This is a genomic window from Galbibacter sp., assembly GCF_035306585.1.
Taxonomy (GTDB): Bacteria; Bacteroidota; Bacteroidia; order Flavobacteriales; family Flavobacteriaceae; genus Galbibacter.
The window spans coordinates 17,499-41,073 of sequence record NZ_DATGNU010000129.1; the positions used below are offsets into that span (position 1 = coordinate 17,499).

The 23,575-nt window shown below is 38.5% G+C and carries 26 protein-coding genes; 14 read left to right on the top strand and 12 right to left on the bottom strand.

All coding sequences use genetic code 11. From position 1 onward, the window contains the following. Positions 1 to 39 precede the first annotated feature (39 nt). Entirely contained in the window at positions 40 to 2,331 is a 2,292-nt protein-coding gene (locus VKY50_RS11595) for an inorganic phosphate transporter (RefSeq protein ID WP_324301988.1), read from the top strand. Between the two features lie 152 nt (positions 2,332 to 2,483). Here VKY50_RS11595 and VKY50_RS11600 read toward each other — a convergent pair whose 3' ends face one another. After that, positions 2,484 to 3,053 (bottom strand): DUF3109 family protein, encoded by a 570-nt coding sequence (locus VKY50_RS11600; protein WP_324301989.1) that lies wholly within the window; start codon positions 3,051 to 3,053, stop codon positions 2,484 to 2,486. A 253-nt stretch (positions 3,054 to 3,306) separates the two neighbouring features. Here VKY50_RS11600 and VKY50_RS11605 point away from each other — a divergent pair, with 253 nt between their 5' ends. Genes VKY50_RS11605 through VKY50_RS11615 form a run of 3 tightly spaced genes read left to right on the top strand, consistent with a single transcriptional unit; the run spans position 3,307 to position 4,701 of the window. Continuing rightward, entirely contained in the window at positions 3,307 to 3,879 is a 573-nt protein-coding gene (locus VKY50_RS11605) for a MarC family protein (protein ID WP_324301990.1), read from the top strand. A gap of 11 nt (positions 3,880 to 3,890) precedes the next feature. Beyond that, positions 3,891 to 4,100, top strand: coding sequence for a hypothetical protein (locus VKY50_RS11610; RefSeq protein ID WP_324301991.1), 210 nt, complete (start codon positions 3,891 to 3,893; stop codon positions 4,098 to 4,100). After that, entirely contained in the window at positions 4,093 to 4,701 is a 609-nt protein-coding gene (locus tag VKY50_RS11615) for an FAD-dependent oxidoreductase (RefSeq protein WP_324301992.1), read from the top strand. The genes VKY50_RS11610 and VKY50_RS11615 overlap by 8 nt, the downstream gene beginning before the upstream one ends. A 15-nt stretch (positions 4,702 to 4,716) precedes the next feature. Here the strand turns inward: VKY50_RS11615 and VKY50_RS11620 are convergent, their stop codons facing one another. The 4 genes from VKY50_RS11620 to VKY50_RS11635 form a co-directional block, all read right to left on the bottom strand. Next, positions 4,717 to 6,336 carry a S41 family peptidase gene (locus VKY50_RS11620; RefSeq protein ID WP_324301993.1) on the bottom strand — a complete coding sequence of 540 codons (1,620 nt, stop codon included), beginning with the start codon at positions 6,334 to 6,336 and terminating at the stop codon, positions 4,717 to 4,719. Beyond that, positions 6,337 to 6,771 (bottom strand): deoxycytidylate deaminase, encoded by a 435-nt coding sequence (locus VKY50_RS11625; protein WP_324302045.1) that lies wholly within the window; start codon positions 6,769 to 6,771, stop codon positions 6,337 to 6,339. A gap of 150 nt (positions 6,772 to 6,921) precedes the next feature. Continuing rightward, positions 6,922 to 7,509 carry a HupE/UreJ family protein gene (locus VKY50_RS11630; RefSeq protein ID WP_324301994.1) on the bottom strand — a complete coding sequence of 196 codons (588 nt, stop codon included), beginning with the start codon at positions 7,507 to 7,509 and terminating at the stop codon, positions 6,922 to 6,924. Between the two features lie 138 nt (positions 7,510 to 7,647). Beyond that, on the bottom strand, positions 7,648 to 8,376 hold the full coding sequence (locus VKY50_RS11635) for a TerB family tellurite resistance protein (RefSeq protein ID WP_324301995.1): 729 nt from the start codon (positions 8,374 to 8,376) through the stop codon (positions 7,648 to 7,650). Positions 8,377 to 8,581: 205 nt separating this feature from the next. Here VKY50_RS11635 and VKY50_RS11640 point away from each other — a divergent pair, with 205 nt between their 5' ends. From VKY50_RS11640 to VKY50_RS11655, 4 genes are all read left to right on the top strand, one after another. Next, positions 8,582 to 8,992, top strand: coding sequence for a BrxA/BrxB family bacilliredoxin (locus VKY50_RS11640; RefSeq protein WP_324301996.1), 411 nt, complete (start codon positions 8,582 to 8,584; stop codon positions 8,990 to 8,992). 64 nt (positions 8,993 to 9,056) lie between these two features. Continuing rightward, positions 9,057 to 9,491 (top strand): arsenate-mycothiol transferase ArsC, encoded by a 435-nt coding sequence (locus VKY50_RS11645; protein WP_324301997.1) that lies wholly within the window; start codon positions 9,057 to 9,059, stop codon positions 9,489 to 9,491. 16 nt (positions 9,492 to 9,507) lie between these two features. Further along, positions 9,508 to 10,242 (top strand): lysophospholipid acyltransferase family protein, encoded by a 735-nt coding sequence (locus tag VKY50_RS11650; protein ID WP_324301998.1) that lies wholly within the window; start codon positions 9,508 to 9,510, stop codon positions 10,240 to 10,242. Between the two features lie 2 nt (positions 10,243 to 10,244). Next, positions 10,245 to 10,901 carry an HD domain-containing protein gene (locus tag VKY50_RS11655; RefSeq protein WP_324301999.1) on the top strand — a complete coding sequence of 219 codons (657 nt, stop codon included), beginning with the start codon at positions 10,245 to 10,247 and terminating at the stop codon, positions 10,899 to 10,901. Positions 10,902 to 10,908: 7 nt separating this feature from the next. On the opposite strand, the gene VKY50_RS11660 is transcribed toward VKY50_RS11655, so the two are convergent. The 7 genes from VKY50_RS11660 to VKY50_RS11690 form a co-directional block, all read right to left on the bottom strand. Beyond that, entirely contained in the window at positions 10,909 to 11,685 is a 777-nt protein-coding gene (locus VKY50_RS11660; RefSeq protein WP_324302000.1) for an enoyl-CoA hydratase/isomerase family protein, read from the bottom strand. An 11-nt stretch (positions 11,686 to 11,696) separates the two neighbouring features. Further along, positions 11,697 to 13,133 carry a sensor histidine kinase gene (locus VKY50_RS11665; protein ID WP_324302046.1) on the bottom strand — a complete coding sequence of 479 codons (1,437 nt, stop codon included), beginning with the start codon at positions 13,131 to 13,133 and terminating at the stop codon, positions 11,697 to 11,699. An 85-nt stretch (positions 13,134 to 13,218) separates the two neighbouring features. Next, entirely contained in the window at positions 13,219 to 13,764 is a 546-nt protein-coding gene (locus VKY50_RS11670) for a CopD family protein (protein ID WP_324302001.1), read from the bottom strand. Between the two features lie 5 nt (positions 13,765 to 13,769). Continuing rightward, positions 13,770 to 15,128 (bottom strand): MATE family efflux transporter, encoded by a 1,359-nt coding sequence (locus tag VKY50_RS11675; RefSeq protein ID WP_324302002.1) that lies wholly within the window; start codon positions 15,126 to 15,128, stop codon positions 13,770 to 13,772. Positions 15,129 to 15,132: 4 nt separating this feature from the next. Continuing rightward, positions 15,133 to 16,161, bottom strand: coding sequence for a ferrochelatase (hemH, locus tag VKY50_RS11680; RefSeq protein ID WP_324302003.1), 1,029 nt, complete (start codon positions 16,159 to 16,161; stop codon positions 15,133 to 15,135). 140 nt (positions 16,162 to 16,301) lie between these two features. Continuing rightward, positions 16,302 to 17,045, bottom strand: coding sequence for a ThuA domain-containing protein (locus VKY50_RS11685; RefSeq protein WP_324302004.1), 744 nt, complete (start codon positions 17,043 to 17,045; stop codon positions 16,302 to 16,304). Positions 17,046 to 17,057: 12 nt separating this feature from the next. Next, positions 17,058 to 17,912, bottom strand: a complete 855-nt coding sequence (locus VKY50_RS11690; RefSeq protein ID WP_324302005.1) for an AraC family transcriptional regulator — start codon at positions 17,910 to 17,912, stop codon at positions 17,058 to 17,060. A gap of 235 nt (positions 17,913 to 18,147) precedes the next feature. On the opposite strand from VKY50_RS11690, the gene hemA reads away from it, so the two are divergent. From hemA to hemF, 6 genes are all read left to right on the top strand, one after another. After that, positions 18,148 to 19,398: a glutamyl-tRNA reductase gene (hemA, locus tag VKY50_RS11695; protein WP_324302006.1), complete on the top strand. Its 1,251-nt coding sequence runs from the start codon at positions 18,148 to 18,150 to the stop codon at positions 19,396 to 19,398. Continuing rightward, entirely contained in the window at positions 19,395 to 20,315 is a 921-nt protein-coding gene (gene hemC / locus VKY50_RS11700) for a hydroxymethylbilane synthase (protein ID WP_324302007.1), read from the top strand. The genes hemA and hemC overlap by 4 nt, the downstream gene beginning before the upstream one ends. A gap of 80 nt (positions 20,316 to 20,395) precedes the next feature. Next, positions 20,396 to 21,046: a uroporphyrinogen-III synthase gene (locus VKY50_RS11705; protein WP_324302008.1), complete on the top strand. Its 651-nt coding sequence runs from the start codon at positions 20,396 to 20,398 to the stop codon at positions 21,044 to 21,046. 12 nt (positions 21,047 to 21,058) lie between these two features. Then, complete coding sequence (gene hemE, locus VKY50_RS11710; RefSeq protein ID WP_324302009.1) at positions 21,059 to 22,087, top strand: uroporphyrinogen decarboxylase; 1,029 nt, start codon at positions 21,059 to 21,061, stop codon at positions 22,085 to 22,087. Then, positions 22,088 to 22,603 (top strand): DUF6973 domain-containing protein, encoded by a 516-nt coding sequence (locus VKY50_RS11715; RefSeq protein ID WP_324302010.1) that lies wholly within the window; start codon positions 22,088 to 22,090, stop codon positions 22,601 to 22,603. A 33-nt stretch (positions 22,604 to 22,636) separates the two neighbouring features. Next, complete coding sequence (gene hemF, locus VKY50_RS11720) at positions 22,637 to 23,539, top strand: oxygen-dependent coproporphyrinogen oxidase (protein WP_324302011.1); 903 nt, start codon at positions 22,637 to 22,639, stop codon at positions 23,537 to 23,539. The last annotated feature ends 36 nt before the right edge of the window (positions 23,540 to 23,575 follow it).

The following is a 23,575-nucleotide window of genomic DNA, read 5'->3' on the forward strand; positions in this document are numbered from 1 at the left end:
ACAGGTTGACTAAGAATTTGAATATTTTATTTTAACACTATGGAAAATATCTATTTACTTATGATTGTTGCCTTGGCTATTCTAGCTGTTGGCGATTTAATAGTTGGGGTGAGCAATGATGCTGTAAACTTTCTCAACTCAGCGATTGGTTCTAAAGCCATTCCTTATAAAACCATCCTAACCATCGCTTGCTTTGGTATTTTTATCGGTGCTGCATTTTCTAGTGGAATGATGGAGGTTGCTCGAAAGGGAATCTTTTTACCTGGTGAATTCATGTTCAACGAGATCATGGTTATTTTTATGGCCGTTATGATTACCGACATATTACTTCTTGATTTTTTCAATACGCTTGGGATGCCTACTTCAACCACTGTTTCAATAGTATTTGAACTGTTAGGAGCAGCTGTGGCTGTGGCATTAATAAAAATCGCAGGTAATGAAAGTGAAAGCATTTCAGACCTTTCTAAATATATCAACTCTGAAAATGCTATACAAATCATCGTCGGAATTCTTCTTTCGGTAGTAATTGCATTCACTGTCGGCGCATTGGTTCAATTTATCTCAAGACTTGCATTTACATTTCAATTTGAACGGAAAATGAAATATGCTGGTGCAATATTTAGTGGAATCGCATTAAGTAGTATCACTTATTTTATTTTCCTTAAAGGTTTAAAAGGTACACCTTTCTATGACTCTATCGCATATCTAATAGAGGGAATCGAACTGTACATTTCATTAGGGTGTCTTGTGGTATGGACCTTATTTTCATATATATATCTAAATGTTTTCAAAAAGAACGTATTGATCATTGTGATTGCTGCAGGTACATTTGGACTAGCTTTAGCTTTTGCTGGAAATGACTTGGTGAATTTTATTGGTGTGCCGATGGCCGCCTGGCATTCTTATGAAGCATGGGTGATCTCAGGAATCCCTGCAGATCAATTTGCCATGACCTCCTTGGCTCAAAAAGTGCCAACAGAGCCACTATTATTATTTATTGCTGGTGCTGTAATGGTATCAACACTTTGCTTTTCCAAAAAGGCAAAAGCAGTAACTGAGACTGAAATCAACTTATCAAGACAATCAGAAGGTAAAGAGAAATTTCAACCAAATTTATTGTCGCGATTAGTGGTACGGCTATCCACTAAAACTGCCAATGGTATAAATTATATTTTACCAAAGGAAACACAGACGAAAATTAATGAACGTTTTTCTAAGCCAGAATTTGATGATAAAAATGTCGCGCTAAAGGATGCCCCTGCTTTCGACCTTATTAGAGCATCGGTAAACCTTATGGTGGCTGGGATATTAATTGCCATTGCAACCACCCAAAAATTACCACTCTCCACTACCTACGTGACCTTTATGGTGGCCATGGGTAGCTCATTAGCTGATAGAGCATGGGGGCGAGAGAGTGCAGTTTACCGCGTAGCAGGAGTATTCAATGTTATTGGCGGTTGGTTCTTCACGGCCATTATAGCTTTTGTCGCCTCCGCGACCATGGCCTATTTGATTTACATAGGAGGTTCAACAGCCATCGCCATCCTTCTCTTTGTTGCAGTTTTGCTTTTGGCAAGAAACTATATCAGTTACAAGAAAAAAACAAGCACGACCAAAGAAGAAGATAGTTTGAACAAGGCTGAGAGTAGTTCTATTCAAGGCGTCATTGAAGAAAGTGCGGATAACATTGCAGCTGTAGCTAATCGCGCGAAAAAAATATACAATAGTTCTATGATTGGGCTCTCAAGAGAGGATCTTCCGCTTCTAAAAAAATCTAAAAAAGGGAATGCTAAACTCAGCGCAGAAATTGATGATCTTCAAGAAAGCGTCTTTTATTTCATTAAGAACCTGGATGAGTCAAGTGTGATGGCGAGCCATTTTTATATCAATATTTTGAGTTATCTCCAAGATATGTCTCAATCTCTTGAATACATCGGAAAAGCATCCTACAAGCACGTCAACAACAATCACAAAAAGTTAAAATTCAATCAAACCCGTGAATTGTTGGATACTCAAAATGAAATTGAATCTTTATTCAATAACATTAAAAAAACATTTGATAAAAGAGCTTTTGAAGATATTCATGAGTTAATACTAACGAAAGATATCTTATTAGTGAGTATCAATAAAAAGATTGAAAAGCAAATCTCTAGAACTAGAACGGAAGAGTCCAGTCCGAAAAACACTTCTTTGTACTTCAACTTACTCACAGAGACTAAGGATCTTGTGGTAGCCACTATGAATTTACTGGAACTATATCACCAGCAATATATAAATGCTACTGGCGCTGTAGAGGCTCCACTACCAGAGAGTACTGAAGAGAGTATATAAAACTCGACTCCTTAGAACATTACAAAAGGGTAGCTATAGGATCGATATCAGATCCCAATAGTTACCCTCTATTTTTTGTAATTTTATAATTCCTTAGGTGTCCCAGTAAAATTTATGAGTACTACTGACTACTAATTTAATAATGAAGATTCTTAGCGACCCATATCTTTTGCAGCCTTTTCAAGTTCATCATACCAGGATTGGCCAAATTTTTCAATCAAAGCTTGTTTAACAAACTTGTACACTGGAACTTGCAGTTCCTTACCCAGGCTACAAGCATCATCGCAGATATGCCATTTATGATAATTAACCGCAGCGAAGTCCTGATACTGTTTGACCCGGACAGGATAGAGATAACAGGAGATAGGTTTCCTCCACTGAACTGCCCCTGCATTATACGCCTGTTCTATGCCACAAAGTGCGGTTCCATTTTCTGAAAAGGTCACATAAGCACATTCGCTTCCCTCAACCAATGGAGTTTCCCACTCTCCATCCAGTCCTTTTACAAAAGTACCCTGCGATTCAATAGCCGCAATTCCTTCAGGACGAAGAAAAGGTTTAACTTTCGGATAAATTTCAGCTAAAATTCTTGTTTCCTCATCTTCCACTGGAGCGCCTGCCTCCCCATCAACACAACATTCGCCTTTACACGCAGTGATATTACATACAAAATCATTTTCTATGATTTCTTCCGACACTATGGTTTTACCTATCTGAAACATGCTGCAAATATACTTCTTTTTACAAACAAAAGATGTTCTAGCTCATTTGAGCCATTCCCTGCCCTATGAATTAAACAGAAGTGGCAAGAACACAAAACTACCACCCAAGGAATACTAAGTATTTCTAGATATACTGAAACTGACCTGGTTACCTTGAAGTAAAAGAAAAAATTAAAAAATAATTTCATGATAAATGTTCATAATAATCGAAATGTTGTTATAGCTTTGCATCGTTTTTTAAATAAGGGAAACCATGAACTTTGATTTTAAAGAAATAATAACTGCAGGAATGATCCTTTTCGCTGTTATCGATATCCTAGGTAGTATTCCTATCATTATCGATCTACGTAATAAGGTAGGGCAAATTCAATCAGAAAAAGCATCTATCATTGCAGCTATTTTGATGATTGCTTTTCTGTTTATCGGAGAGACTATCCTAAATTTAATCGGGATCGATGTCAGCTCCTTTGCCGTTGCTGGTGCCTTTGTCATATTTTTTCTAGCCATTGAAATGATATTGGGTATTTCATTATACAAAGATGATGCACCCTCTACGGCATCTGTAGTTCCCTTGGCTTTCCCGCTAATTGCAGGGGCAGGGACTATGACTTCCCTTTTATCTCTTCGAGCAGAATATTATGTGGAAAACATCATTGTTGCCATCCTTTTAAATGTCATCATTGTATATATAGTGTTAAAGTCTTCGACAAAAATAGGAAGATGGTTAGGAAAATCAGGTTTGGCTGTGATACGAAAAGTATTTGGCGTAATTTTGTTGGCCATTGCAGTAAAGTTATTTGCAAGTAATGTAACTGGTTTATTTTAAAATTTTTACACATGAAAACCTTTGTCATAATTCTCGTTCTCATTGCCGTTGGCATGATTGGTGTAAACATCAGCATGTTGGATTTTGAGAATCCTTTAGAGGGTGATAGTCTAGTGGCTGTTATTGGAATTGGTGCTGCTCTTGCAGCGGTATTACTATTGGCCATTTTCTGGCAATCCAAAAGAATACAACAACTTATTAAGGAGAAAAGCAATGTATGATGCATTGATTGTTGGGGCAGGCGCAGCAGGCCTTCAATGTGCATTGGTATTAGGATCCGCCGTAAAAGCACCTTATGCCAGTGGTAAGCGCATTGGCATTATTATGCATCAGAAAGCTTCGCATTTGCAATCAGCACTTTTAAATAATGTACTCGGTGTGCCCTCAAACACCTCTGGAAAAGAAATTTTAGCCACTGGTAAAGCTCAATTATCCACAAATTACCCACATGTAGAGCAAATCCCTACCCAAAAAGTCCTTGCAGTTGAGGGTCAGGCAGGGGATTATACTATAACCACAAACAAAGGAACTTACCGATCAAAAGTTGTGGTAATCGCATTGGGATATACCAATGTATTCGCTATCAAAGGCCTTATGGATTTCGTCGAGCCACATGCCCTTAGTCCTGCGGACAAAAACCGTATTCAACTTAAAAACCTTCAGCATAAGATTAAAGAGGGATTATATGTTGCAGGAACATTGGCTGGTTGGAGAAGTCAATTTGCTATCGCAGCTGGTAGTGGCGCTCAGGTTGCCACCGATATTCTAACGCAGTGGAATAACGGAAAACACACCAAGGTACACGACAAAATAACCACCTAAAGATCCAACAATTTTTTAGTGATCAGCAGCCACTTCTTCCGGGGCGATCTGTTTTTCAATTAGGTGTAGTACCGCCTCTAACATGGGATCATTCTGGCTAAGGATTTGTTGTTTGATATTCTCATCAAATAACTGCTCGGCAAGTATGGCTTTGATGTGTAACTTAAGATCTTCTCGATAAGGCTCTAAATCAATTTTAAGCCCTTTTTCATCGGCGTAGTAAATAAAATCGTCAACAGTTTGATCATCGATAAAAACAGTGTACTGAAATTCATCCGATGTAAGGTCATCGTATAAGCCACGATGGCTATCTAAATACTCAAAAACATAAAACGACATAAAACCTGAGTCCATTAACGTATTAACCCACCCATCCATTTGTGAGGACCCAAGTGGCACAAATACATCCGGGATAATTCCTCCTCCCCCATAAACGATCTTACCCTTGGGCGTTTTATACACTAAAGAATCGTCTACTTTTATGCTGTCCGCAGATCGCAATTCCCCGTTCTCATATCGTTTATAAAACTGATTGTAGTAGTCCTTTGTACCGTTATCATAGGAACGTTGAATGGACCTTCCTGTCGGAGTATAGTATCGAGAAACAGTTAAACGAACTGCCGAACCATCTCCCAGACTCATCTCTCGCTGGACCAGTCCTTTTCCAAAGGACCTCCTACCTACAATGATCCCACGATCGTTATCCTGAATAGCCCCAGCGATGATTTCACTAGCCGATGCAGACTTCTCATTGATTAACACATAAATATCCTCCTGCTCAAAGGTCCCCTTTTTAGTTGCATAGGACTTGTTAATAGCACCGCTCTTATTTTTTGTAAATAATATAAGCTTTCCATCTTCTAAAAACTCATCCGCCATCGCTTCAGCAATTCCTAAATATCCTCCTGGATTATTGCGAAGGTCTAAGACCAACTTGTTAACACCGCCTAATTCAAGAGCCAACAAGGAAGCTTTAAACTCCTCATAGGTACTTTCTGCAAATCGATTCACTCGGATATAGCCAATAGAATCTTTAATCATAAAGGTAGCATCCACACTGCGAAGAGGTACTTCAGAACGCTTAATTTTAAGTTCAATGGTTTTATCCTCTATCGGACGATAAATGGTCATATTCACCGGAGTATTTTTATCACCCTTTAAAATGTCTACGATTTCATCACTGCGAAGTCCACGGCCATATAGCGTGTCTTTATTGGCAATTAGAATACGATCACCCGAACGAATTCCTGCAACTTTACTTGGACCACCTGCGATGGGACGAATCACTACCAGGCTGTCCCTATACATTCTAAAGCTGATGCCTACACCAACAAAATCACCTTTCATATTCTCAGCAACTTGTTCTGCTTGTTGTCTTGGTATGTAAACCGAATGGGGATCGAGTTTTTCGAGTATGTTGTTTACTGTGACATCAACAATACTGTCGGTATTCACATCATCCACGTATTCATACTCTATATAATCTATTAAACGATTAAGCTTATCTTTTTCTGAATTCGTTGAAAAGAGTTTCTCCCCTTTATCACTGTAATTTAAATTACCTCCAATATAAATTCCTGCGGCTAAAGTTGCTGCTAAAATAAAAGGCAATAAATAACTTCTCTTTTTAAACATTTAGTCATCGTCTATATTAGCCAAATGCAGCAATTCCACACCTGCCTTTTTTAAAAATTTCAGGCCTTCACTATCCTTATATGCATTTAAATACACCACTCGTTTAATCCCAGCTTGGTGAACTAGTTTACTACACTCCTTACAGGGGGAAAGGGTAATGTACAGGGTAGCACCTACACAGGACTGCGTTGAAGAAGCGACTTTCAAAATGGCATTGGCCTCAGCATGCAAAACATACCATTTTGTATATCCTAATTCATCCTCACAGTAATTTTCAAATCCAGTTGGTGTCCCGTTATATCCATCTGATATAATCATTCTATCTTTTACAATAATCGCGCCAACTTGTTTGCGTTTACAATGTGACAACTTGCCCCATTCTAAGGCCATTCTCAAATAAGCTCGATCATAACGTTTTTGTTTCTTATCAACCATAGGTATTGAAGTCAAAAAAAGCAACGTATTTCGTTGCCACCATATCTCTAGGCTAAGATAACGGCTTTATCATTTAATCACAACAAGTTAAAGAGATAAGAAAATAATTTTAACACTTAAGTGGAAATCCATAAAGTGCATGCTGTATTACTAACCCCTAAGGCATGTTTCTAATAGTAAAGGGATTACCACTCCTATAACTATCGAGGCAACCACTAAAATCCAGTCTCTTTTGTTAAACCTAAAAATAGTCTGTAAAATAAAGGCCGCTAAAAGCACTAAGAAAACGACAATTAACTGAGCTGCTTCGATTCCTAAAGCAAACTCAAGAAGAGGTATAAGTTTATTAGAACTAGACGCTACTACTTGCCTAAAATAGGAAGAAAAACCAAGGCCGTGAATCATTCCAAAAAATAAGGTGACAAAAAAATGGAGGCCATAGGATTCTTTATAGTTCTTTCTTCCTGCTGTAAAGACATGAAATAAAGCTGTAATAAATATGGTAATTGGAATGAGACATTCCACAAGACTGGAATTTATATGGACCACACCATAGGTGGCCAAAATCAGTGATATTGTATGCCCAATGGCAAACAAAGTAACTAGCCAGAAAGCTCGCTTCCAATTAGCAAAGGTATAGGGGACAATGAGTGCAATAAAGAACAACAGATGGTCGTACGCATTCAGGTCAAATACATGGTCAAAACCAAGTTTAAAATAGAACCAAAACTGATCCATATTGATAGATTTACGGGTTTATCAAACTTACGATTTATTTAAGGCAAATCAAACTCTAAGTAATGATTTAAACCTGCCTTTCACAAGAGCGTTGTGTTACCTACTTTTTGGATCTTGTACAGCATCCACTTCATTGCTTTACATCCCGCGTTCTTGTTGGATTTGTTCGTAGGCCATTTGTACTTGTTTAAACTTTTCTTCGGCGCCTTTTTTAATGGCTGTATCATCGGTAATTACCTTATCAGGGTGGTACTTTTTAACCATTTTTCGATAGGCCGATTTCACCTCCGAATCACTAGATTCTGGCGGTATTTCAAGTATTTTATAAGCATTATTTGTACTCTTGACAAACATGGCCATAATACTTTCAAAATCCCTTGGATACACTCTTAGGAATCCTGCGATTTCTCTAATCTTTTGTAATTCCGCGTCGGAGATGCTCCCGTCCGCATTGGCAATACCAAAAAGGAAATGCAATAATTGAAGCCGAACCTCATAACGGGTGCGTTGATTAAGAAAGGCACATATACGTGGCGCAGAAACCAAACGGTCCTTTACCACTTCATTAAAAGTTCTAAAAATGGCATTCGCTTTATCCTTACCATAGGTAGCAATAAAATAATTCCGAACATACTGCAATTCGTTTTGATTTACAGTTCCGTCGGCTTTGATAACTATAGAACACAAGGATAATAGGTTCAATTCGAAATCGGCAGGCGAGACTTGTGGGCGGTTATTGATGATCGTTTGTACGTGAACTCCTCCTCCAAACATACGATCGATCACACTTCCGACAATAAATCCGATGACAAGCCCAGGTAAACCAAGAAAAAAGAACCCTCCAAGGGTAAAAATCAATTTAAACATCCATTTTTATTTTCGCTTGCCAAATATAAGATTAAAAATTATCAGGTTAAAAAATCAACCATTATCGAATGTAGTACTTCAGGAGGATCCATTCTGGATCAAAACCCTCACCATTTCGGGAAATTCATAAGTGAAAAGTGTAGGTTTTTAATTATCTTTACGACTTATAATTAGAGACAATTTTTAATTTAAAATAAAAACAACTATGTACCCAGCGGAATTAGTTAAACCAATGAAAGATGACCTGGTAAATGCAGGTTTTGAAGAGTTATTGACATCGGAGGCTGTCGATCAGGCAATGAAAAAACAGGGCACTACACTTGTAGTTGTAAATTCAGTTTGCGGTTGCGCTGCAGCTAATGCCAGGCCAGGTGCAAAAATGAGCTTGAATAACGGTAAAAGGCCTGATAATCTATATACAGTATTCGCAGGATTTGATAAAGAAGCAACAGAGAAGGCAAGATCCTATATGATTCCTTTCCCTCCGTCTTCACCATGTATGGCACTTTTTAAGGATGGAGAATTAGTTCATATGCTAGAGAGACATCATATTGAAGGACGACCAGCAGAGGTGATCGCTGATAATTTAGCTGAAGCATATAACGACTTTTGCTAAACCAAGGCAAGTTACGATCTAAATCGAACCACGTATTATACGTGGTTTTTTTAATTCAACTATCATGAACAGTAGAATCTTATTTGTTTGCACTGGAAATTACTATCGTAGCAGATTTGCTGAAATTTTATTCAATTCCTTATCTGAGAAGCAACAACTAAACTACCATGCTTTTTCAAAAGGCTTAAGACTATCCAAAAACAACAAGGGTCCGATATCGAAACATTGCATTGCTTTCTTCAAAGAACGATACCCTGAGATGACCTACGATCTGAGAATGCCGATGCCATTTGATCAAGGTGATTTTGATTATTATGACAAAATCATCCTTATGGACCGTAGCGAACACGCTCCGATGATCAATAAACTATATCCAGGAAAACATCCTGAGTTAGAGTATTGGGATATTGTTGATGATTATATCCGAGCACCAGAGGAAGTCCTTCCCATACTTGAAAAAACGGTAATCGAACTGATAGATGAATTAAAAAACCACTAATAATCAAAAGTATCCCATGAGAAAAATAGTAGCGTATCCACTCTCGGTTATCTACATAGTGTGTTTTGCACTACTTCTTGTTATTTTCCATCCAATACAAGTAATCTGCCATAGAATATTTGGTTATAATGCCCACAAGAGATCTGTTGAAATTCTCAATTTGTTGCTCATGCGAAGTCTAATGATCTTGGGCAACCGGGTGCACTTTAAAAACCCGTATAATATTTCAACAGAAAAACCGTGTATTATTGTAGCCAATCATCAAAGCATGTATGATATCCCACCACTGGTTTGGCATATGCGCAAGCACGATCCGAAGTTTATCAGTAAAAAAGAACTCGGAAAAGGCATCCCTAGTGTATCCTACAACCTACGTCACGGAGGCGCGGCACTAATTGACCGTAAAGATAAAGAGCAGGCTTTTAAAGAAATTCTAAAACTCGCAAAGTACGCCAATAAAAACGGCCGATCTGTAGTTATATTTCCAGAAGGCACCCGATCTAGAAATGGCATGCCTAAAAAATTTCAACAAGGGGGGCTAAAGATCTTACTCAAAAAAATGCCTGATGCGACCCTAGTACCTGTTAGTATAAACAATTCATGGAAGACGCTTCGCTATGGAAAATTCCCTTTTGGAATCGGTTATAACTTGGAATTTGAAGTTCACCAACCAATCACCAATCGAGACCTTCCCCCCGAGGAGTTAATAGACAAATTAGAGCAAACTATATCCAAGGCCGTAAACCAATAACAATGGACAATACACAAATCACAGAAAAAACCATCAGTTTTGTCAAGCAAACCCTTAAGGATGCCGAAGGAGGACACGACTGGTTTCACATACAACGTGTCTTTAAAAACGCCATGCTAATTGCGAAGGATTACCCCCAAGCATCTCCGCTAGTGGTGGCTCTTGGCGCTTTACTTCACGATATCGCTGATTCGAAATTTCACAAAGGAGATGAAACTGTTGGCGGGAAAATGGCAGAAGACTTTCTCACTTCATTATCAGTGGAGCCCAACGTAATTACTCAGGTGGTTGCAATTATTGATAACATTTCTTTTAGAGGAGGCAATTTCAAACAAACCTTTCGATCTATAGAACTAGATATTGTACAGGATGCCGATCGTCTCGATGCCATAGGAGCTATTGGAATTGCCCGATGTTTCAACTACGGCGGTTTTAAAAACAGAAAGCTCTATGATCCCGCGATTTCCCCTAATCTTCAAATGACCAAAGAAGAGTATAAGAAAAGTACAGCTCCAACAATCAATCATTTTTACGAAAAACTACTCCTACTAAAAGACAGAATGAACACCGATACTGGCAAAAAACTTGCACAGCGCCGTCATGAATTCATGGAGTTATTTCTAGAGCAATTTTATGCAGAAATTGACGGTGAACGTTAAACCCTTATTAATTCCCAGTAAATTGGGCTTTTCTTTTTTCTAAAAATGCTTGAGTACCTTCTTTAAAATCCTCAGTTGCAAAGCATGCTCCAAATGTCTCGATTTCTTTAGGATAACCTTGATCAGAGAATCCTGAGTTGACAGCAGATATTGCTGAAGCCACTGCGGTGGGGGAATTATTTATAATTTTGGTAGCAATTTTTTCACAAAGGGGCAGTAACTGTTCTAAGGCTACCATATGATTGATCAGGCCCCACATAAGGGCTTGTTCTGTACCAATCATACCAGCGGTGAGAATCATCTCCAGAGCCCTTCCTTTACCAACGAGTTGAGGCAGCCGTTGCGTTCCACCGTATCCAGGAATCAGTCCCAAGGAAGTTTCTGGAAGTCCCATCCTAGCATTATCGCTAGCAACTCTAAAATGACAAGCCATTGCTAGTTCTAAACCTCCACCTAAGGCAAAGCCATTGATTGCTGCAATAACTGGAGTATGGAGATTTTCAATTAAATTAAATAATAGCTCTTGACCTTTAGCTGCCAATTGAGAACCCTCATAAACCGAAAAATTCGCAAACTCAGAAATATCTGCTCCTGCCACAAAAGCCCTATCGCCAGCACCTGTAACAATAATAACTCGCACTCGGTCATCCTGATCCAAGTCGACAAAAGCTTGATGCAGCTCCTCTATAGTAGCCTTGTTGAGCGCATTTAATTTCTTTGGACGATTAATTGTTATGGTCCCTATTTGCTCTTTGATCTCAATAATAATGTTTTCAAAATTCATGCTAAAATCATTTAATTATCTTTTTCGTTCGTTTCTTTAAATTTAGGAAAAGTAATAGTGAATACGGTTCCTATACCCTGCTCAGAATCCATTTCAAGGCTTCCATGAAAGGCTTCAACAATATTTTTCACCATCCCTAATCCAAGTCCCATGCCGCTTGTCTTGGTGGTAAACCTTGGCTCAAAAATCTTTTCATGATTTTCTTTGGAAATCCCTATTCCATTGTCTTTCACTGTTATTTTGATATCATCTCCTTGGGTAAAAACTGATACCTCAATTTTTGGTAGTTTATCTTCTGGAACCGATTGCAAGGCATTTTTTACCAAATTTGTCATCACTCGTATGAGCTGCGTACGATCTAATTTCGCAATAATTTCCTTTTGTTCGCTTTTAAATTCAATAGATTCTTCATTAAAAATTTCAACAGAGAGATGAACAACCTCTACCACATTGAGCAATTCATTTTGCTGGGCAGGCATATTGGCAAAACTACCAAATGCAGATGCGATATTACTCATTGTGTCTATTTGCTGAATCATAATCTTGGCAAACTCATCGACCTTTTCATTTATCTGAGAATCCTGAGGATCAAACTTTCGTTGAAAGCTCTGAACACTTAATCGCATAGGTGTTAGTGGGTTCTTAATTTCATGCGCCACTTGTTTGGCCATTTCTCTCCAAGCTTGTTCCCGTTCACTCTTAGCTAGTAATGCCGCGCTTTTATCCAATTCATCGATCATACCATTATAGGCCTCCACTAAAGCACCGATTTCTTCACTGGGCCGATCTAGGTATATCTTTTGATTTTGTTTGGTCAATCGGGTCTGATCTAATTTATCTCCAATGGCCTTTAACGAACGTGTAATATAAGTAGAGATAAGATAAGCTAACATTACTGCAATTATTAGCAGTATGACATAAACAGCAGAGAGTCGAATTAAAAATTGTCCCAACTCCCCTTCGTTAAAGGTGTCATCTTCATAATATGGGATATTTAATATGCCTATTGGCTTGAACTTGGGGTCTAGAATGTAACTATAAGAAGAACGGAAACGATCTCCAGCGGCCTTCGTTCTTTCCACATAACGTTTGGTCAGACTGTTAGCTAAGCCATGAAGCACGCTATTATCCAGGTTTCTAACACCGTTATCGTATGCCATTCTTGGCTTTGAACTAATAATGAGATTTCCCTCTAGATCAAAAATATTAAAGTTAATATCCAATACATCGGAGGCTTCGAAAATAGCATTTTTGTACTCCAGTATGTAGCGCAAGTTTTCCGTTTTTACTTCCCAAGTAGTATTTTTAAGAATGTAATCTATTTGGGCATTGAGTTGTTCCTCTTTTCGCTCAAGATAAACTTTGTGATAATCCTCCGCCTGTCCTTTATATTGAAAAATAGTCACTCCCGCGATGAGCACCGATGCGAATACCACAATAAAGATCATTGTAATAAAGATACGTGTTCGAAGCGATAGTTTATTGTACACCTTACATTTGGATTTTATTAAATATAACAATAATTAAGCCAGCTTAGCTATTTTTGTCACGTATTCGCTTATACAAACGGATACCGAGCATAAGGGCAGTGGCGAGTAGAAAAATCCCAACTACTCCAAAAACCCAGTTTAAACTATCTTTTAGGATTACAAGAAAGACTACAGAGAACAAAATAATCGTCGTAACCTCGTTCCATATCCGCATGAATTTAGAAGTATAATTAACCTGATCGTTTTGGAGTTGAGTAAAGATTTGATGCGTTTTCAGATGATAAAGGATCAGTAAAACAACAAAAAATAACTTGATATGCATCCAGCCTTGGGTAAGCCAACCTGGGATAATGATAAGTAACATAATTGCAAACAAAACAGCAAGTATCGCAGAAGGCCACGTAATAATAAACCAAAGCCTTTTGGCCATAATTTTAAGTTGATCACCTAAAATTTCCTTCTCTGGTGAAGGCTTGGCATAAGCCTCTATTTGGTAGATAAACAATCGAGGGATGTAAAATAATCCCGCAAACCAAGTAATGACAAAAATCAAGTGCAATGCTTTGATATAATTGTAATATTCTACCATATGTTCTATGATTCTATGGGTTTGGTCATTAATTTATGTCGAATTTCTCGATTTAAAAAATAGCCAGTTACCACGGTGGAAAGTACATCCGATAGTGGAAATGAAATCCATACGCCTAACTCTCCATAGTACCTGGGCAATATGAGAATTAAAGGTATAAAAAAGATTCCTTGTCTGGTGAGGGTTAATAAAAAAGCAGGTAATGCTTTTCCAACGGCCTGGAAATAAGCCGAACCGATCAGCTGAATAACCACTATTGGGGTGGCAGCGAACACCCATCGCATTGCCTTTGGAGCATCATTCAACACCGTTGAATCATCGGTAAATACTGCTGTAATACCCCCTGGAAAAATCATTATCAATAAGAAAATACAAAAGCCCAGTAACATTGCATATTTTATGGCTGTGTAGATGGTTTCTTTAACACGATAGTATTTATTGGCCCCATAATTAAAGCCTGCAATAGGTAAAAATCCTTGGGTAATCCCCAGAACAGGAAAAAGTGCAAACATCAACATCCTACCTATTATGGCATAAACCGTTACCGAAGATGCGCCCCCTAAGTTGTACAATATATTGTTTAAAAGCAGGTATGTTACACTAACGATTGCTTGCCTAGCTAGAGTGACACCTCCCAGGGCAGCGATTTCAGATACGGTATTTCTTCTTAAAACAAAATCGGTAACGCTAAGTTTTAACTCTGAATTATTCGATAGAAAGTACCACAGAATATAGCCAAGACAGAGCACATAAGAAGCTGTGGTAGCCCACCCTGCGCCTAACATTCCATAATCCAAAACATATATAAAAATGTAATCCAAGAAAAGGTTTCCAACGGAGGGGATTATCATTGCGATCATGGCAAACTTAGGTTTACCTTCCGCCCTAATGACTGTATTTCCCATCATACAAAGAGCTAAAAAAGGAACACCATATAATACCACTGTATAGTAATCCTTTGCTGGATCAAAAATGGCACCTTTACCACCAAACCTTGGGATGATATCGTCTATAAACCAGAGTCCAACCACTATGAGCACGACCGTGAGCAGTACCGTCAGGGTAATTTGGTTTCCAAAAGTAATAAGCGCTTTGGAGCGATTATCCGCCCCAAGGGCGCGGGAAATAATGGAAGACCCTCCAACCCCGATAGCCATCCCTAGAGCAGCGATAAAAAAAGAAACAGGCAGCACCACGTTGATTGCAGCAATGGCAATTGAACCTATCCAATTCCCTACAAAAATGGTGTCCACCAAAATATTTAAGGACATCACCAAAATACCGATGGAAGCTGGAACAGCTTGTTTTACTAATAAACTACCGATACTGTCCTCTCCCAGAGCTTTGGATGAATTTCCACTCATAATGCTATGCGTTTTGCTCAGCTAATGCCCACTGATCAATCCAACGCGCCAGTACTTTTATCCAATCTGAGTCATCATTTAAGCACGGAATCACATGCAATTCTTCTCCACCGTTCGCGATAAATTCTTCTTTCGCCTGGATCCCTATTTCTTCGAGTGTCTCAATACAATCAGCCACAAAAGCTGGCGTGACCACTGCAAGTTTTTTGATTCCTTGTTCAGGCATTTTATTGATGGTTTTATTGGTTGCTGGCTTTAACCAAGGGTCAATCCCTAAACGCGACTGAAATGAGGTAGAATAACTTCCTTGCTTTAAGCCTAGAAATTCTGCTACCTGTTTGGTGGTCTCATAACATTGATGCCTGTAACAAAACTGGTGCGCAGGGGATGGCGTTTGACAACAACTTCCATCAATTTTACAATGGGATTTGGTGATATCCGATTTTCGGATATGTCGTTCCGGGACACCGTGATAGGAAAACAACAGATGATCCCATTGTTGCGCCTGTAAAGAGCGCTGAATAGAATTTGAAAGCACCCGAACATAATCAGGATGGTTATAAAAAGCCGGGATGCTGGTAAACTCCATCTCAGGGAAGTGCGCTTGTCGCAACTCTTCGGCTAATACCAGTATCGTTTCTGTAGTAGCCATCGCAAACTGAGGATAAAGCGGTATTAGCAATACCTCCGTGACACCTTCTTCTTTTAGCGCTTGCAAACCAGATTTTATGGAAGGATTACCATAACGCATTGCCACGGCACTTGGTATGGAGGAAAACTTATCGATTCCTTCCTTTAATCGCTCCGAAATGACAATTAAAGGGGACCCTTCTTCCCACCATATTTTTTCATAAGCTTCCGCGGATTTTTTAGGACGTGTGTTAAGTATTATACCCCTGACAATAAAACTGCGTAACCAATATGGAAAATCAAACACGCGTTCATCCATTAAAAACTCATCCAAATACCGTTTTACATCCTTAGGATCTGTAGAATCTGGTGACCCTAAGTTGATGAATAAAACTCCCTTCATATATATTTTTCTAAAGTATTCTTTGCAAAAGTACACAATTGCGGTTCATAAAAACTTCGGGTAGACTTAACTTTGAAGATAATGCTATTTAAAAAATCGATTGCTCTTCATTGAAACAAAACCTAGCTCGTTTAACAAATCTAATCTCTTTTTAAACAATAGTTTATTCCCCCTAAAAGATGGGCAACAAACAAAGGCTCACTATAAGACTCTTTGGTATGTCCTCCCCCTGTGTAGAAAACCCTGGCACCTTCGAACTCATGATACCATGCAATAGGATGATGCGCTCCATTAGTTCCCCCTTCGTATGTGGATTCATCCAAATTAAGAAGTACCCGTATATGCTCACTAATGTCTCTATAATTATACCACTCATCTTTACGTATCCAAGTAGCACTAGGCAACATCTTAGTGGAGGCGTGCTCGGCATCGATTACCTGAATTTCAGCCTTTCGAACATTTGGATTATTAGGGTGATCTACAAAATAAGCTCCTATCATTCTTCCATACCAAGGCCAATTAAATTCTGTATCTGTGGCAGCATGTATTCCCATAAAACTCCCGCCATTATGCATAAAATCTTGAAGAGCCTTTTGACCTGATGGGCCAAGTACATCATTGGTGGTAGAGAGGAACAACACCATCTTATATTTTTTTAGATTCTCCTTATTAAAGGCAAGCGAATCTTCTGTATGAGTGACTTTAAAGTTATTTTGATTTCCTAATTTTTCAATCAAAGCGACTCCAGTTTCTATAGATTCATGACGAAATCCACTGGTTTTTGTAAAAACTAAAACTTGATCATCTGGGTTGGATTGCACTTGCTGAGCCATCCCAACAAAGAAAAAGCATAAGAAAAGAGGTAGTAAGAATATTTTTTTCATTGACTGAGTTATTTAATTAAGCGCCATGGTATATTTTTTAGGCGTGGTTCCATATTTCTTTTTAAAAGCTGCAATAAAATGACTCGCAGTGCTGTAACCGACCTTTAATCCCACTTCATTGACGTTCATGGTCCCTGCCTCTAGTAGCTTTCTGGCATATTCCATTTTATAATCGAACAAAAAGCTATAAACAGAATCACCATAGACCTGCTTAAATCCTTCTTTTAAACGTTTTAAATTAAGTCCAATCTCATCAGCCAATTCCTGAAGGGAAGGTGGTTCTGACATTCTTGATATCACAATATCCTTCGCCTTTCGTATACGACGAACATTATCCTCATCTGCTAAAAACGGGCATTGTTCGAAATCAGTATCCTCAGGTTTGTTAAAATACAAAGCCAATAATTCATATATCTTTCCTTTTAAATACAAACGCTCAATAGCACTGTGCATGTTAAAATTCAACATTTGACTAAGCACCACAGACATGGCAGGATTAATCTGCTTGGTCCCATAATACTTTTTATCAATATTCTCTTGATCTAAAAAGTGAATATAATCGGCCTCTTCTGAGAATAAAGCGTGGAATTTCTTTATCGGGATAACCACAGATAGGATCCACGTTTTTGAGTTCACCTCTAGATTAATCGGTAGATCACGCCGTGGATTATATAACAACAAGGCCTCATCTTCTTTAATATCGATGGCATAATTCCCTTGGTTATAATGAAAAATAGCACGCCCTTTCAAGCAAAAATGAAACTGAATATAACTGCTGTCAATTAGCTTGCTAATATGTTGAATATCATTCGATTCGTTTTGTGTCTTTAGCACTAAAAACCCTTCTTCAATTCCAATTTCTTGCATTGTCCTTTTCGCGTTACTTTTTAATTTAAATCGGTGCAAATGTCGTTCGTTTTTATTTAGAATCGTTCTAAACTTCATAGAGCATTGCACGCTACAATCCCCCAAATATACAGCTATTTAGAAGAATTTTAGGCAAAAAAATATGCCTTTTTCAAAAAACGACATAAAAAGTACCTAGAGCGTTACTTTCTTACTGGCTTTAGGTTTACTTTTGTAAACGATTTTCGGAGAGTGAATGGAAGCTTATAATATTTCTAAACATAATACATTTTACGCTATAGGAATCAGTTATAAAAAAGCTGATGCTGCAATTCGAGGTAAATTTAGCCTGAGTGAAACAGCCAAGATTGGTTTGCTCACCCAAGCCAAAAATGCTGGGATGGACGCAATAATGGCTACCTCTACCTGTAATAGAACAGAGATATACGGATTTGCTCAGCACCCTTTTCAACTCATTCAATTACTATGCGATAATTCCAATGGTAGTCTTGAAGATTTCCAGCGCATTGGTTTTGTGTATAAAAACAAGGACGCAATTGACCATCTTTTTAAAGTCGGTACTGGCCTAGACAGTCAAATTCTGGGAGATTTTGAGATCATCAGTCAGATTAAACAAAGCTTTACCATTTCAAAAAAAATCGGACTTACAAATCATTTTTTAGAGCGTCTTTGCAACTGCGTAATTCAGGCTAGCAAACGTATTAAAAATGAAACAGAACTGTCATCTGGTGCCACCTCTGTGGCTTTCGCTTCGGTACAATACATTTTAGCTAGAGTACCAGAGGTGTCGGAAAAAAACATCTTACTGTTTGGTACTGGTAAAATTGGGCGAAACACTTGTGAAAACATGGTTAAGCACACCAGAAACAATCATATCGTACTGATAAATAGAACCAAGGATAAGGCAGAGAAAATTGCGGGGAAGTTCAATTTGATTGTCAAAGATTACAGCAACCTACAAGAAGAAATCAGCCAATGTGATGTCCTCATTGTGGCTACTGGTGCTCAGAAACCAACCATCACCAAAGAATTAATTCATTCCAAGAAAGAATTATTAATCTTGGATCTTTCCATCCCACAGAATGTGGATCCTAGTGTTAAGGAGATGCCAAATGTCACCTTGGTTCATCTAGATCAATTGTCGCAAATGACCAATGAAACACTTAAGAGAAGAGAGCAATTTATCCCCCAAGCTGAAGAAATTATTCAGCAGGTCACCCAGGAATTCAAAAGCTGGTTGGAAACCAGAAAGTTTGCGCCCACCATTAAGGCTTTAAAGAAAAAACTAAATCACATGAGGGATGCAGAGATTGATTTTCAGCGTAAAAAGATTGATGGATTTAACGATCAACAAGCGGAAATTATCAGTGATCGTATAATTCAGAAAATAACTACGCAATTCGCCAATCACCTAAAAGACAGCTCAGACACCTCAACAGAAAGCATTGAACTTATTAAAAAAGTGTTTCAACTAGAAACCCTATGAAAAAAACTATAAAAATTGGAACTCGCGATAGTGAATTAGCACTATGGCAGGCAAATCGTGTTAAATCCTTATTGGAGGCCGATGGTTATCAGACTGAAATTGTTGCTGTAAAATCTCAAGGAGACTTATTTCTCGACAAGCCTATACATCAATTGGGCATAACTGGTGTTTTCACCAAAACCTTAGATATCGCCATGTTAAATGGTACCGTGGATATCGTCGTTCATAGTATGAAGGATGTGCCTACGCAGCTCCCTAATGGCATTGTAAAAGGAGCTGTTTTAAAACGAGCCAATCCAAAAGATCTATTGATTCAAAAAGAGAAATCAAAAGTCCTTCCTAAACAGGCTACCATAGCCACAGGGAGTTTAAGAAGAAAGGCGCAATGGCTCAACAAATACCCACAACATGAGGTGGCAAATATTCGTGGAAATGTTCAAACACGTTTGCAAAAACTTCAAGACAGCCAATGGCATGGTGCCATTTTTGCAGCCGCTGGACTTGAGCGCATTAACCTTCGTCCTGAGACAACTATAGAACTAGATTGGATGATACCAGCGCCTGCTCAAGGAGCCATGTTAGTGGTGGCTTTAGAGCATGACGATTATTCTAGAAAGGCACTTGAGGGTCTAAACGATTATCAAACCGATATTTGCACCACTGTAGAACGGGAATTTTTAAGAACCCTCGAGGGTGGCTGTTCTGCGCCTATTGGAGCCCTAGCTACCATAGATATCGATTATCTAACGCTTGTGGCTGGACTATTCTCCCTTGATGGCAAGCAAAAAGTTACCGTCGAGAAAAAAGTATTGATTGAAAACTGCGAAGGACTAGGGCACCTAAGTGCTTTAGAAGCTCTAAAACAAGGAGGTGAAGCCATCATGAAAGTGATCAGAAAAGATCTAAACCTCAAATAAATACGCAAGGCATCCATCAATTGAAGGATTCGGTTTAAGGTTAGTTTTAAATCATTTCGCAAAATTTTCAAAAAAGTAACATGACAGAAGTATTAAGCACAAAAGAACTCCACATTACCCAAAGGAATATTTTACAAGAGGCTGGTATTGTTTGTTATGAGCACAACTTTATAGAAATCGTGTCCATAGACTTTAAGCCAGTCGCACCTATTGAAAATGCCATTTTTACCTCGCAAAATGCGGTAAGAGCTATTTTAGATAAAAACATACAAATCACCAATTGTTTTTGTGTGGGTGATAAAACAGAAGCGCTTTTAAAACACCACAAATTTAATGTAGTTGAAAAGGCTTATCAGGCCCGTAAACTGGCCAAAATTATTGTGGAAAAATACCGGGAGCGATCCTTTGAGCTTTTCTGCGGAAACCTTCGTCGTGAAGAGCTCCCTGCTTTGCTGGAAAAACATAAAGTTACCTTGCATGAAACCCAGGTATACAAAACCAAACTTAACTCAAAAAACATGCTTCGTAGCTATGACGCCATTTTATTTTTCAGCCCAAGTGCTGTAGAAAGCTTTGCTCAAAGGAATTTATTTGATAATACTATTGTCTTTTGTTTAGGTAAGACCACAGAAGCCGAGGTCAGAAAACACACCAATAATCTCATTACTGCAAATAGAACGACCATTGAAAATGTTCTAGTTCAGGTAATTAAACACTTTAATGGACTTTAAAAGTATACTATTATGATAAAAAACGATCTTTTCTTAAAAGCTTTAAAAGGCGAATCAGTAGAAAGACCGCCCGTGTGGATGATGAGACAAGCAGGTAGGTACTTACCTGAATTTATAGCAATAAAGGAGAAATACGACTTTTTTACCCGTTGTAGAACCCCTGAATTAGCAGCGGAAATTACCGTGCAACCTATTCGGATCGTAAAGCCCGATGCGGCCATACTTTTTTCTGACATCTTAGTGATCCCACAAGCGATGAATATTGATGTAGAAATGAAACCAGGGTTAGGACCTTGGGTACCGAATCCGATTCGATCGGCCAAAGATGTTGACCAAGTTGTCATTCCTGAGATCAATGAAGAGTTGGGTTATGTAATGGATGCCATTAAGCTTACAAAGCAAATGTTAGATGACAGTGTTCCCTTGATTGGTTTTGCAGGGTCGCCTTGGACCATTTTATGTTATGCTGTGGAAGGACAAGGATCTAAGAGTTTTGATACCGCAAAAGGATTTTGTTTCTCTCAACCAGCGGCCGCTCATTCCTTACTACAAAAAATAACCGACACCACCATTCTTTATTTAAAAGAGAAGGTTAAAAACGGTGTGAATGCCGTTCAGATATTTGACTCCTGGGGAGGCATGCTTTCTCCAGTGGATTACCAAGAATTTTCTTGGAAGTACATCAATCAGATCGTCGAGGCCCTCTCTGAGGTTACGGAAGTTATTGTCTTTGGAAAAGGGTGCTGGTATGCCTTAGGAGAAATGTCCACGAGTAAGGCTTCTGCCATAGGAGTAGACTGGACCTGTTCTGCAGAAAATGCGAGAAAACTAACAGGTGGTCAGATTACCCTACAAGGTAATTTCGATCCATCAAGATTGTTATCGCCTATCCCAGAAATCAAAAAAATGGTTCATCAAATGATTGATGCCTTTGGAAAGGATAAGTACATCGCCAATTTAGGCCATGGAATACTTCCTAACATTCCGGTGGATCATGCAAAAGCATTCGTAGAAGCTGTCAAAGAATATCAAGCCAAATAAATGAATTTTGGTCGTATCATAAAGTCCCTTTCCCTAAGACAAATAACGACCATAATAGGGAAGGTTATCTCAAGTCCTGTGATGTTCTATTGCTTTGTGAAGGCTACAAAAGAATGTGTCCAATTATGTGATCAGCATTTTGGTAAAGCACATCATAAAAATAACAAGGCAAATGCTTATCGTCATGCACTTTGGAATATGTTTATAGTACACTATTGCCTTAAGCGCGGAAAGGATCTTGAAAGCGCTATTAAATGGGCTAAAGATATCACCGATTGGCACGAAAGAGCCTTTGTGAATAATCCGTTGGAAACACAAATGGATTTGCACAACAACAAAATGGGTCGCCAATTGATTAAACGAATGCACGTAAAGGATCCAGCAAAAGTTAACCAAGTTGCAATAGATCAATATTTGATGGAAAAATTACAACATGCCAAAAAACTAACCAACAACACACCTCTAATTCAGGTCAATGAGGAACAACTTGTTTATCTTGAAGATTTCAACAACTAGCGATTTTAAAGCAATACGGTTAAAAAAGCAAATATGAAAAATAAATTCTACCAATACATTGTATCGCTTCAAGATACCATTACATCTAAATTGGAGCAAGTAGACACCCGAGCTAAATTCCAGGAAGACCTATGGGAGCGTCCTGAGGGAGGCGGAGGAAGAACCAGAGTTATTGAAAAAGGAAAAGTGTTTGAAAAAGGCGGCGTTAACATTTCAGCTGTGCATGGCCCCCTGCCAAAATCAATGCAAGCCTATTTTAAAGTGGGTGATTGTGATTTTTTTGCCTGTGGTTTGTCGTTAGTGTTACACCCAGCCAATCCCTTCATTCCTACCGTTCATGCCAATTGGCGCTACTTTGAGATGTATGACAAACAAGGAAACACCATTGATCAGTGGTTTGGTGGTGGTCAGGATTTAACGCCCTATTACCTCTTCGAGGAGGACGCCCAGCATTTCCACCGTATATGTAAACAAGCCTGTGACAAACATGATGCGAGGTTCTATAATGAATTTAAAACCAAATGTGATCAATACTTTTGGAACACCCACCGAAACGAAGCCAGAGGAATTGGAGGTTTATTTTTCGATTACTGTAAAGCAGAGCAAGGAAAAAGTATTGAGGATTGGTATAATTTTGTAACACAAGTGGGTGATAGCTTTTTGGATGCCTATATTCCAATTGTTGAAAAACGAAAAGATATCCCTTATTCACCGCAAAACAGACAGTGGCAAGAAATCCGTCGAGGACGCTATGTAGAGTTTAACCTTGTCCATGACAAGGGAACCTTATTTGGTTTAAAGACCAACGGAAGAATAGAAAGTATTCTGATGAGCTTACCTCCACATGTTCAATGGGTCTATGACCATAACCCAATGAAGGGAAGTGAGGAAGAAAAATTAATAGCGGTTTTAAAAAACCCTAAAACTTGGGTATAGGTTCCCTAACTTCAAGTAAATTATTTAAAAAACATA

What these genes read in the sequence shown, in the direction of transcription:
- VKY50_RS11595 (WP_324301988.1), top strand. Translation starts at nt 40, where the DNA reads ATGGAAAATATCTATTTACTTATGATTGTTGCCTTGGCTATTCTAGCT.
- VKY50_RS11600 (WP_324301989.1), bottom strand. Translation starts at nt 3,053, where the DNA reads ATGTTTCAGATAGGTAAAACCATAGTGTCGGAAGAAATCATAGAAAAT.
- VKY50_RS11605 (WP_324301990.1), top strand. Translation starts at nt 3,307, where the DNA reads ATGAACTTTGATTTTAAAGAAATAATAACTGCAGGAATGATCCTTTTC.
- VKY50_RS11610 (WP_324301991.1), top strand. Translation starts at nt 3,891, where the DNA reads ATGAAAACCTTTGTCATAATTCTCGTTCTCATTGCCGTTGGCATGATT.
- VKY50_RS11615 (WP_324301992.1), top strand. Translation starts at nt 4,093, where the DNA reads ATGTATGATGCATTGATTGTTGGGGCAGGCGCAGCAGGCCTTCAATGT.
- VKY50_RS11620 (WP_324301993.1), bottom strand. Translation starts at nt 6,336, where the DNA reads ATGTTTAAAAAGAGAAGTTATTTATTGCCTTTTATTTTAGCAGCAACT.
- VKY50_RS11625 (WP_324302045.1), bottom strand. Translation starts at nt 6,771, where the DNA reads ATGGTTGATAAGAAACAAAAACGTTATGATCGAGCTTATTTGAGAATG.
- VKY50_RS11630 (WP_324301994.1), bottom strand. Translation starts at nt 7,509, where the DNA reads ATGGATCAGTTTTGGTTCTATTTTAAACTTGGTTTTGACCATGTATTT.
- VKY50_RS11635 (WP_324301995.1), bottom strand. Translation starts at nt 8,376, where the DNA reads ATGTTTAAATTGATTTTTACCCTTGGAGGGTTCTTTTTTCTTGGTTTA.
- VKY50_RS11640 (WP_324301996.1), top strand. Translation starts at nt 8,582, where the DNA reads ATGTACCCAGCGGAATTAGTTAAACCAATGAAAGATGACCTGGTAAAT.
- VKY50_RS11645 (WP_324301997.1), top strand. Translation starts at nt 9,057, where the DNA reads ATGAACAGTAGAATCTTATTTGTTTGCACTGGAAATTACTATCGTAGC.
- VKY50_RS11650 (WP_324301998.1), top strand. Translation starts at nt 9,508, where the DNA reads ATGAGAAAAATAGTAGCGTATCCACTCTCGGTTATCTACATAGTGTGT.
- VKY50_RS11655 (WP_324301999.1), top strand. Translation starts at nt 10,245, where the DNA reads ATGGACAATACACAAATCACAGAAAAAACCATCAGTTTTGTCAAGCAA.
- VKY50_RS11660 (WP_324302000.1), bottom strand. Translation starts at nt 11,685, where the DNA reads ATGAATTTTGAAAACATTATTATTGAGATCAAAGAGCAAATAGGGACC.
- VKY50_RS11665 (WP_324302046.1), bottom strand. Translation starts at nt 13,133, where the DNA reads ATGATCTTTATTGTGGTATTCGCATCGGTGCTCATCGCGGGAGTGACT.
- VKY50_RS11670 (WP_324302001.1), bottom strand. Translation starts at nt 13,764, where the DNA reads ATGGTAGAATATTACAATTATATCAAAGCATTGCACTTGATTTTTGTC.
- VKY50_RS11675 (WP_324302002.1), bottom strand. Translation starts at nt 15,128, where the DNA reads ATGAGTGGAAATTCATCCAAAGCTCTGGGAGAGGACAGTATCGGTAGT.
- hemH (WP_324302003.1), bottom strand. Translation starts at nt 16,161, where the DNA reads ATGAAGGGAGTTTTATTCATCAACTTAGGGTCACCAGATTCTACAGAT.
- VKY50_RS11685 (WP_324302004.1), bottom strand. Translation starts at nt 17,045, where the DNA reads ATGAAAAAAATATTCTTACTACCTCTTTTCTTATGCTTTTTCTTTGTT.
- VKY50_RS11690 (WP_324302005.1), bottom strand. Translation starts at nt 17,912, where the DNA reads ATGCAAGAAATTGGAATTGAAGAAGGGTTTTTAGTGCTAAAGACACAA.
- hemA (WP_324302006.1), top strand. Translation starts at nt 18,148, where the DNA reads ATGGAAGCTTATAATATTTCTAAACATAATACATTTTACGCTATAGGA.
- hemC (WP_324302007.1), top strand. Translation starts at nt 19,395, where the DNA reads ATGAAAAAAACTATAAAAATTGGAACTCGCGATAGTGAATTAGCACTA.
- VKY50_RS11705 (WP_324302008.1), top strand. Translation starts at nt 20,396, where the DNA reads ATGACAGAAGTATTAAGCACAAAAGAACTCCACATTACCCAAAGGAAT.
- hemE (WP_324302009.1), top strand. Translation starts at nt 21,059, where the DNA reads ATGATAAAAAACGATCTTTTCTTAAAAGCTTTAAAAGGCGAATCAGTA.
- VKY50_RS11715 (WP_324302010.1), top strand. Translation starts at nt 22,088, where the DNA reads ATGAATTTTGGTCGTATCATAAAGTCCCTTTCCCTAAGACAAATAACG.
- hemF (WP_324302011.1), top strand. Translation starts at nt 22,637, where the DNA reads ATGAAAAATAAATTCTACCAATACATTGTATCGCTTCAAGATACCATT.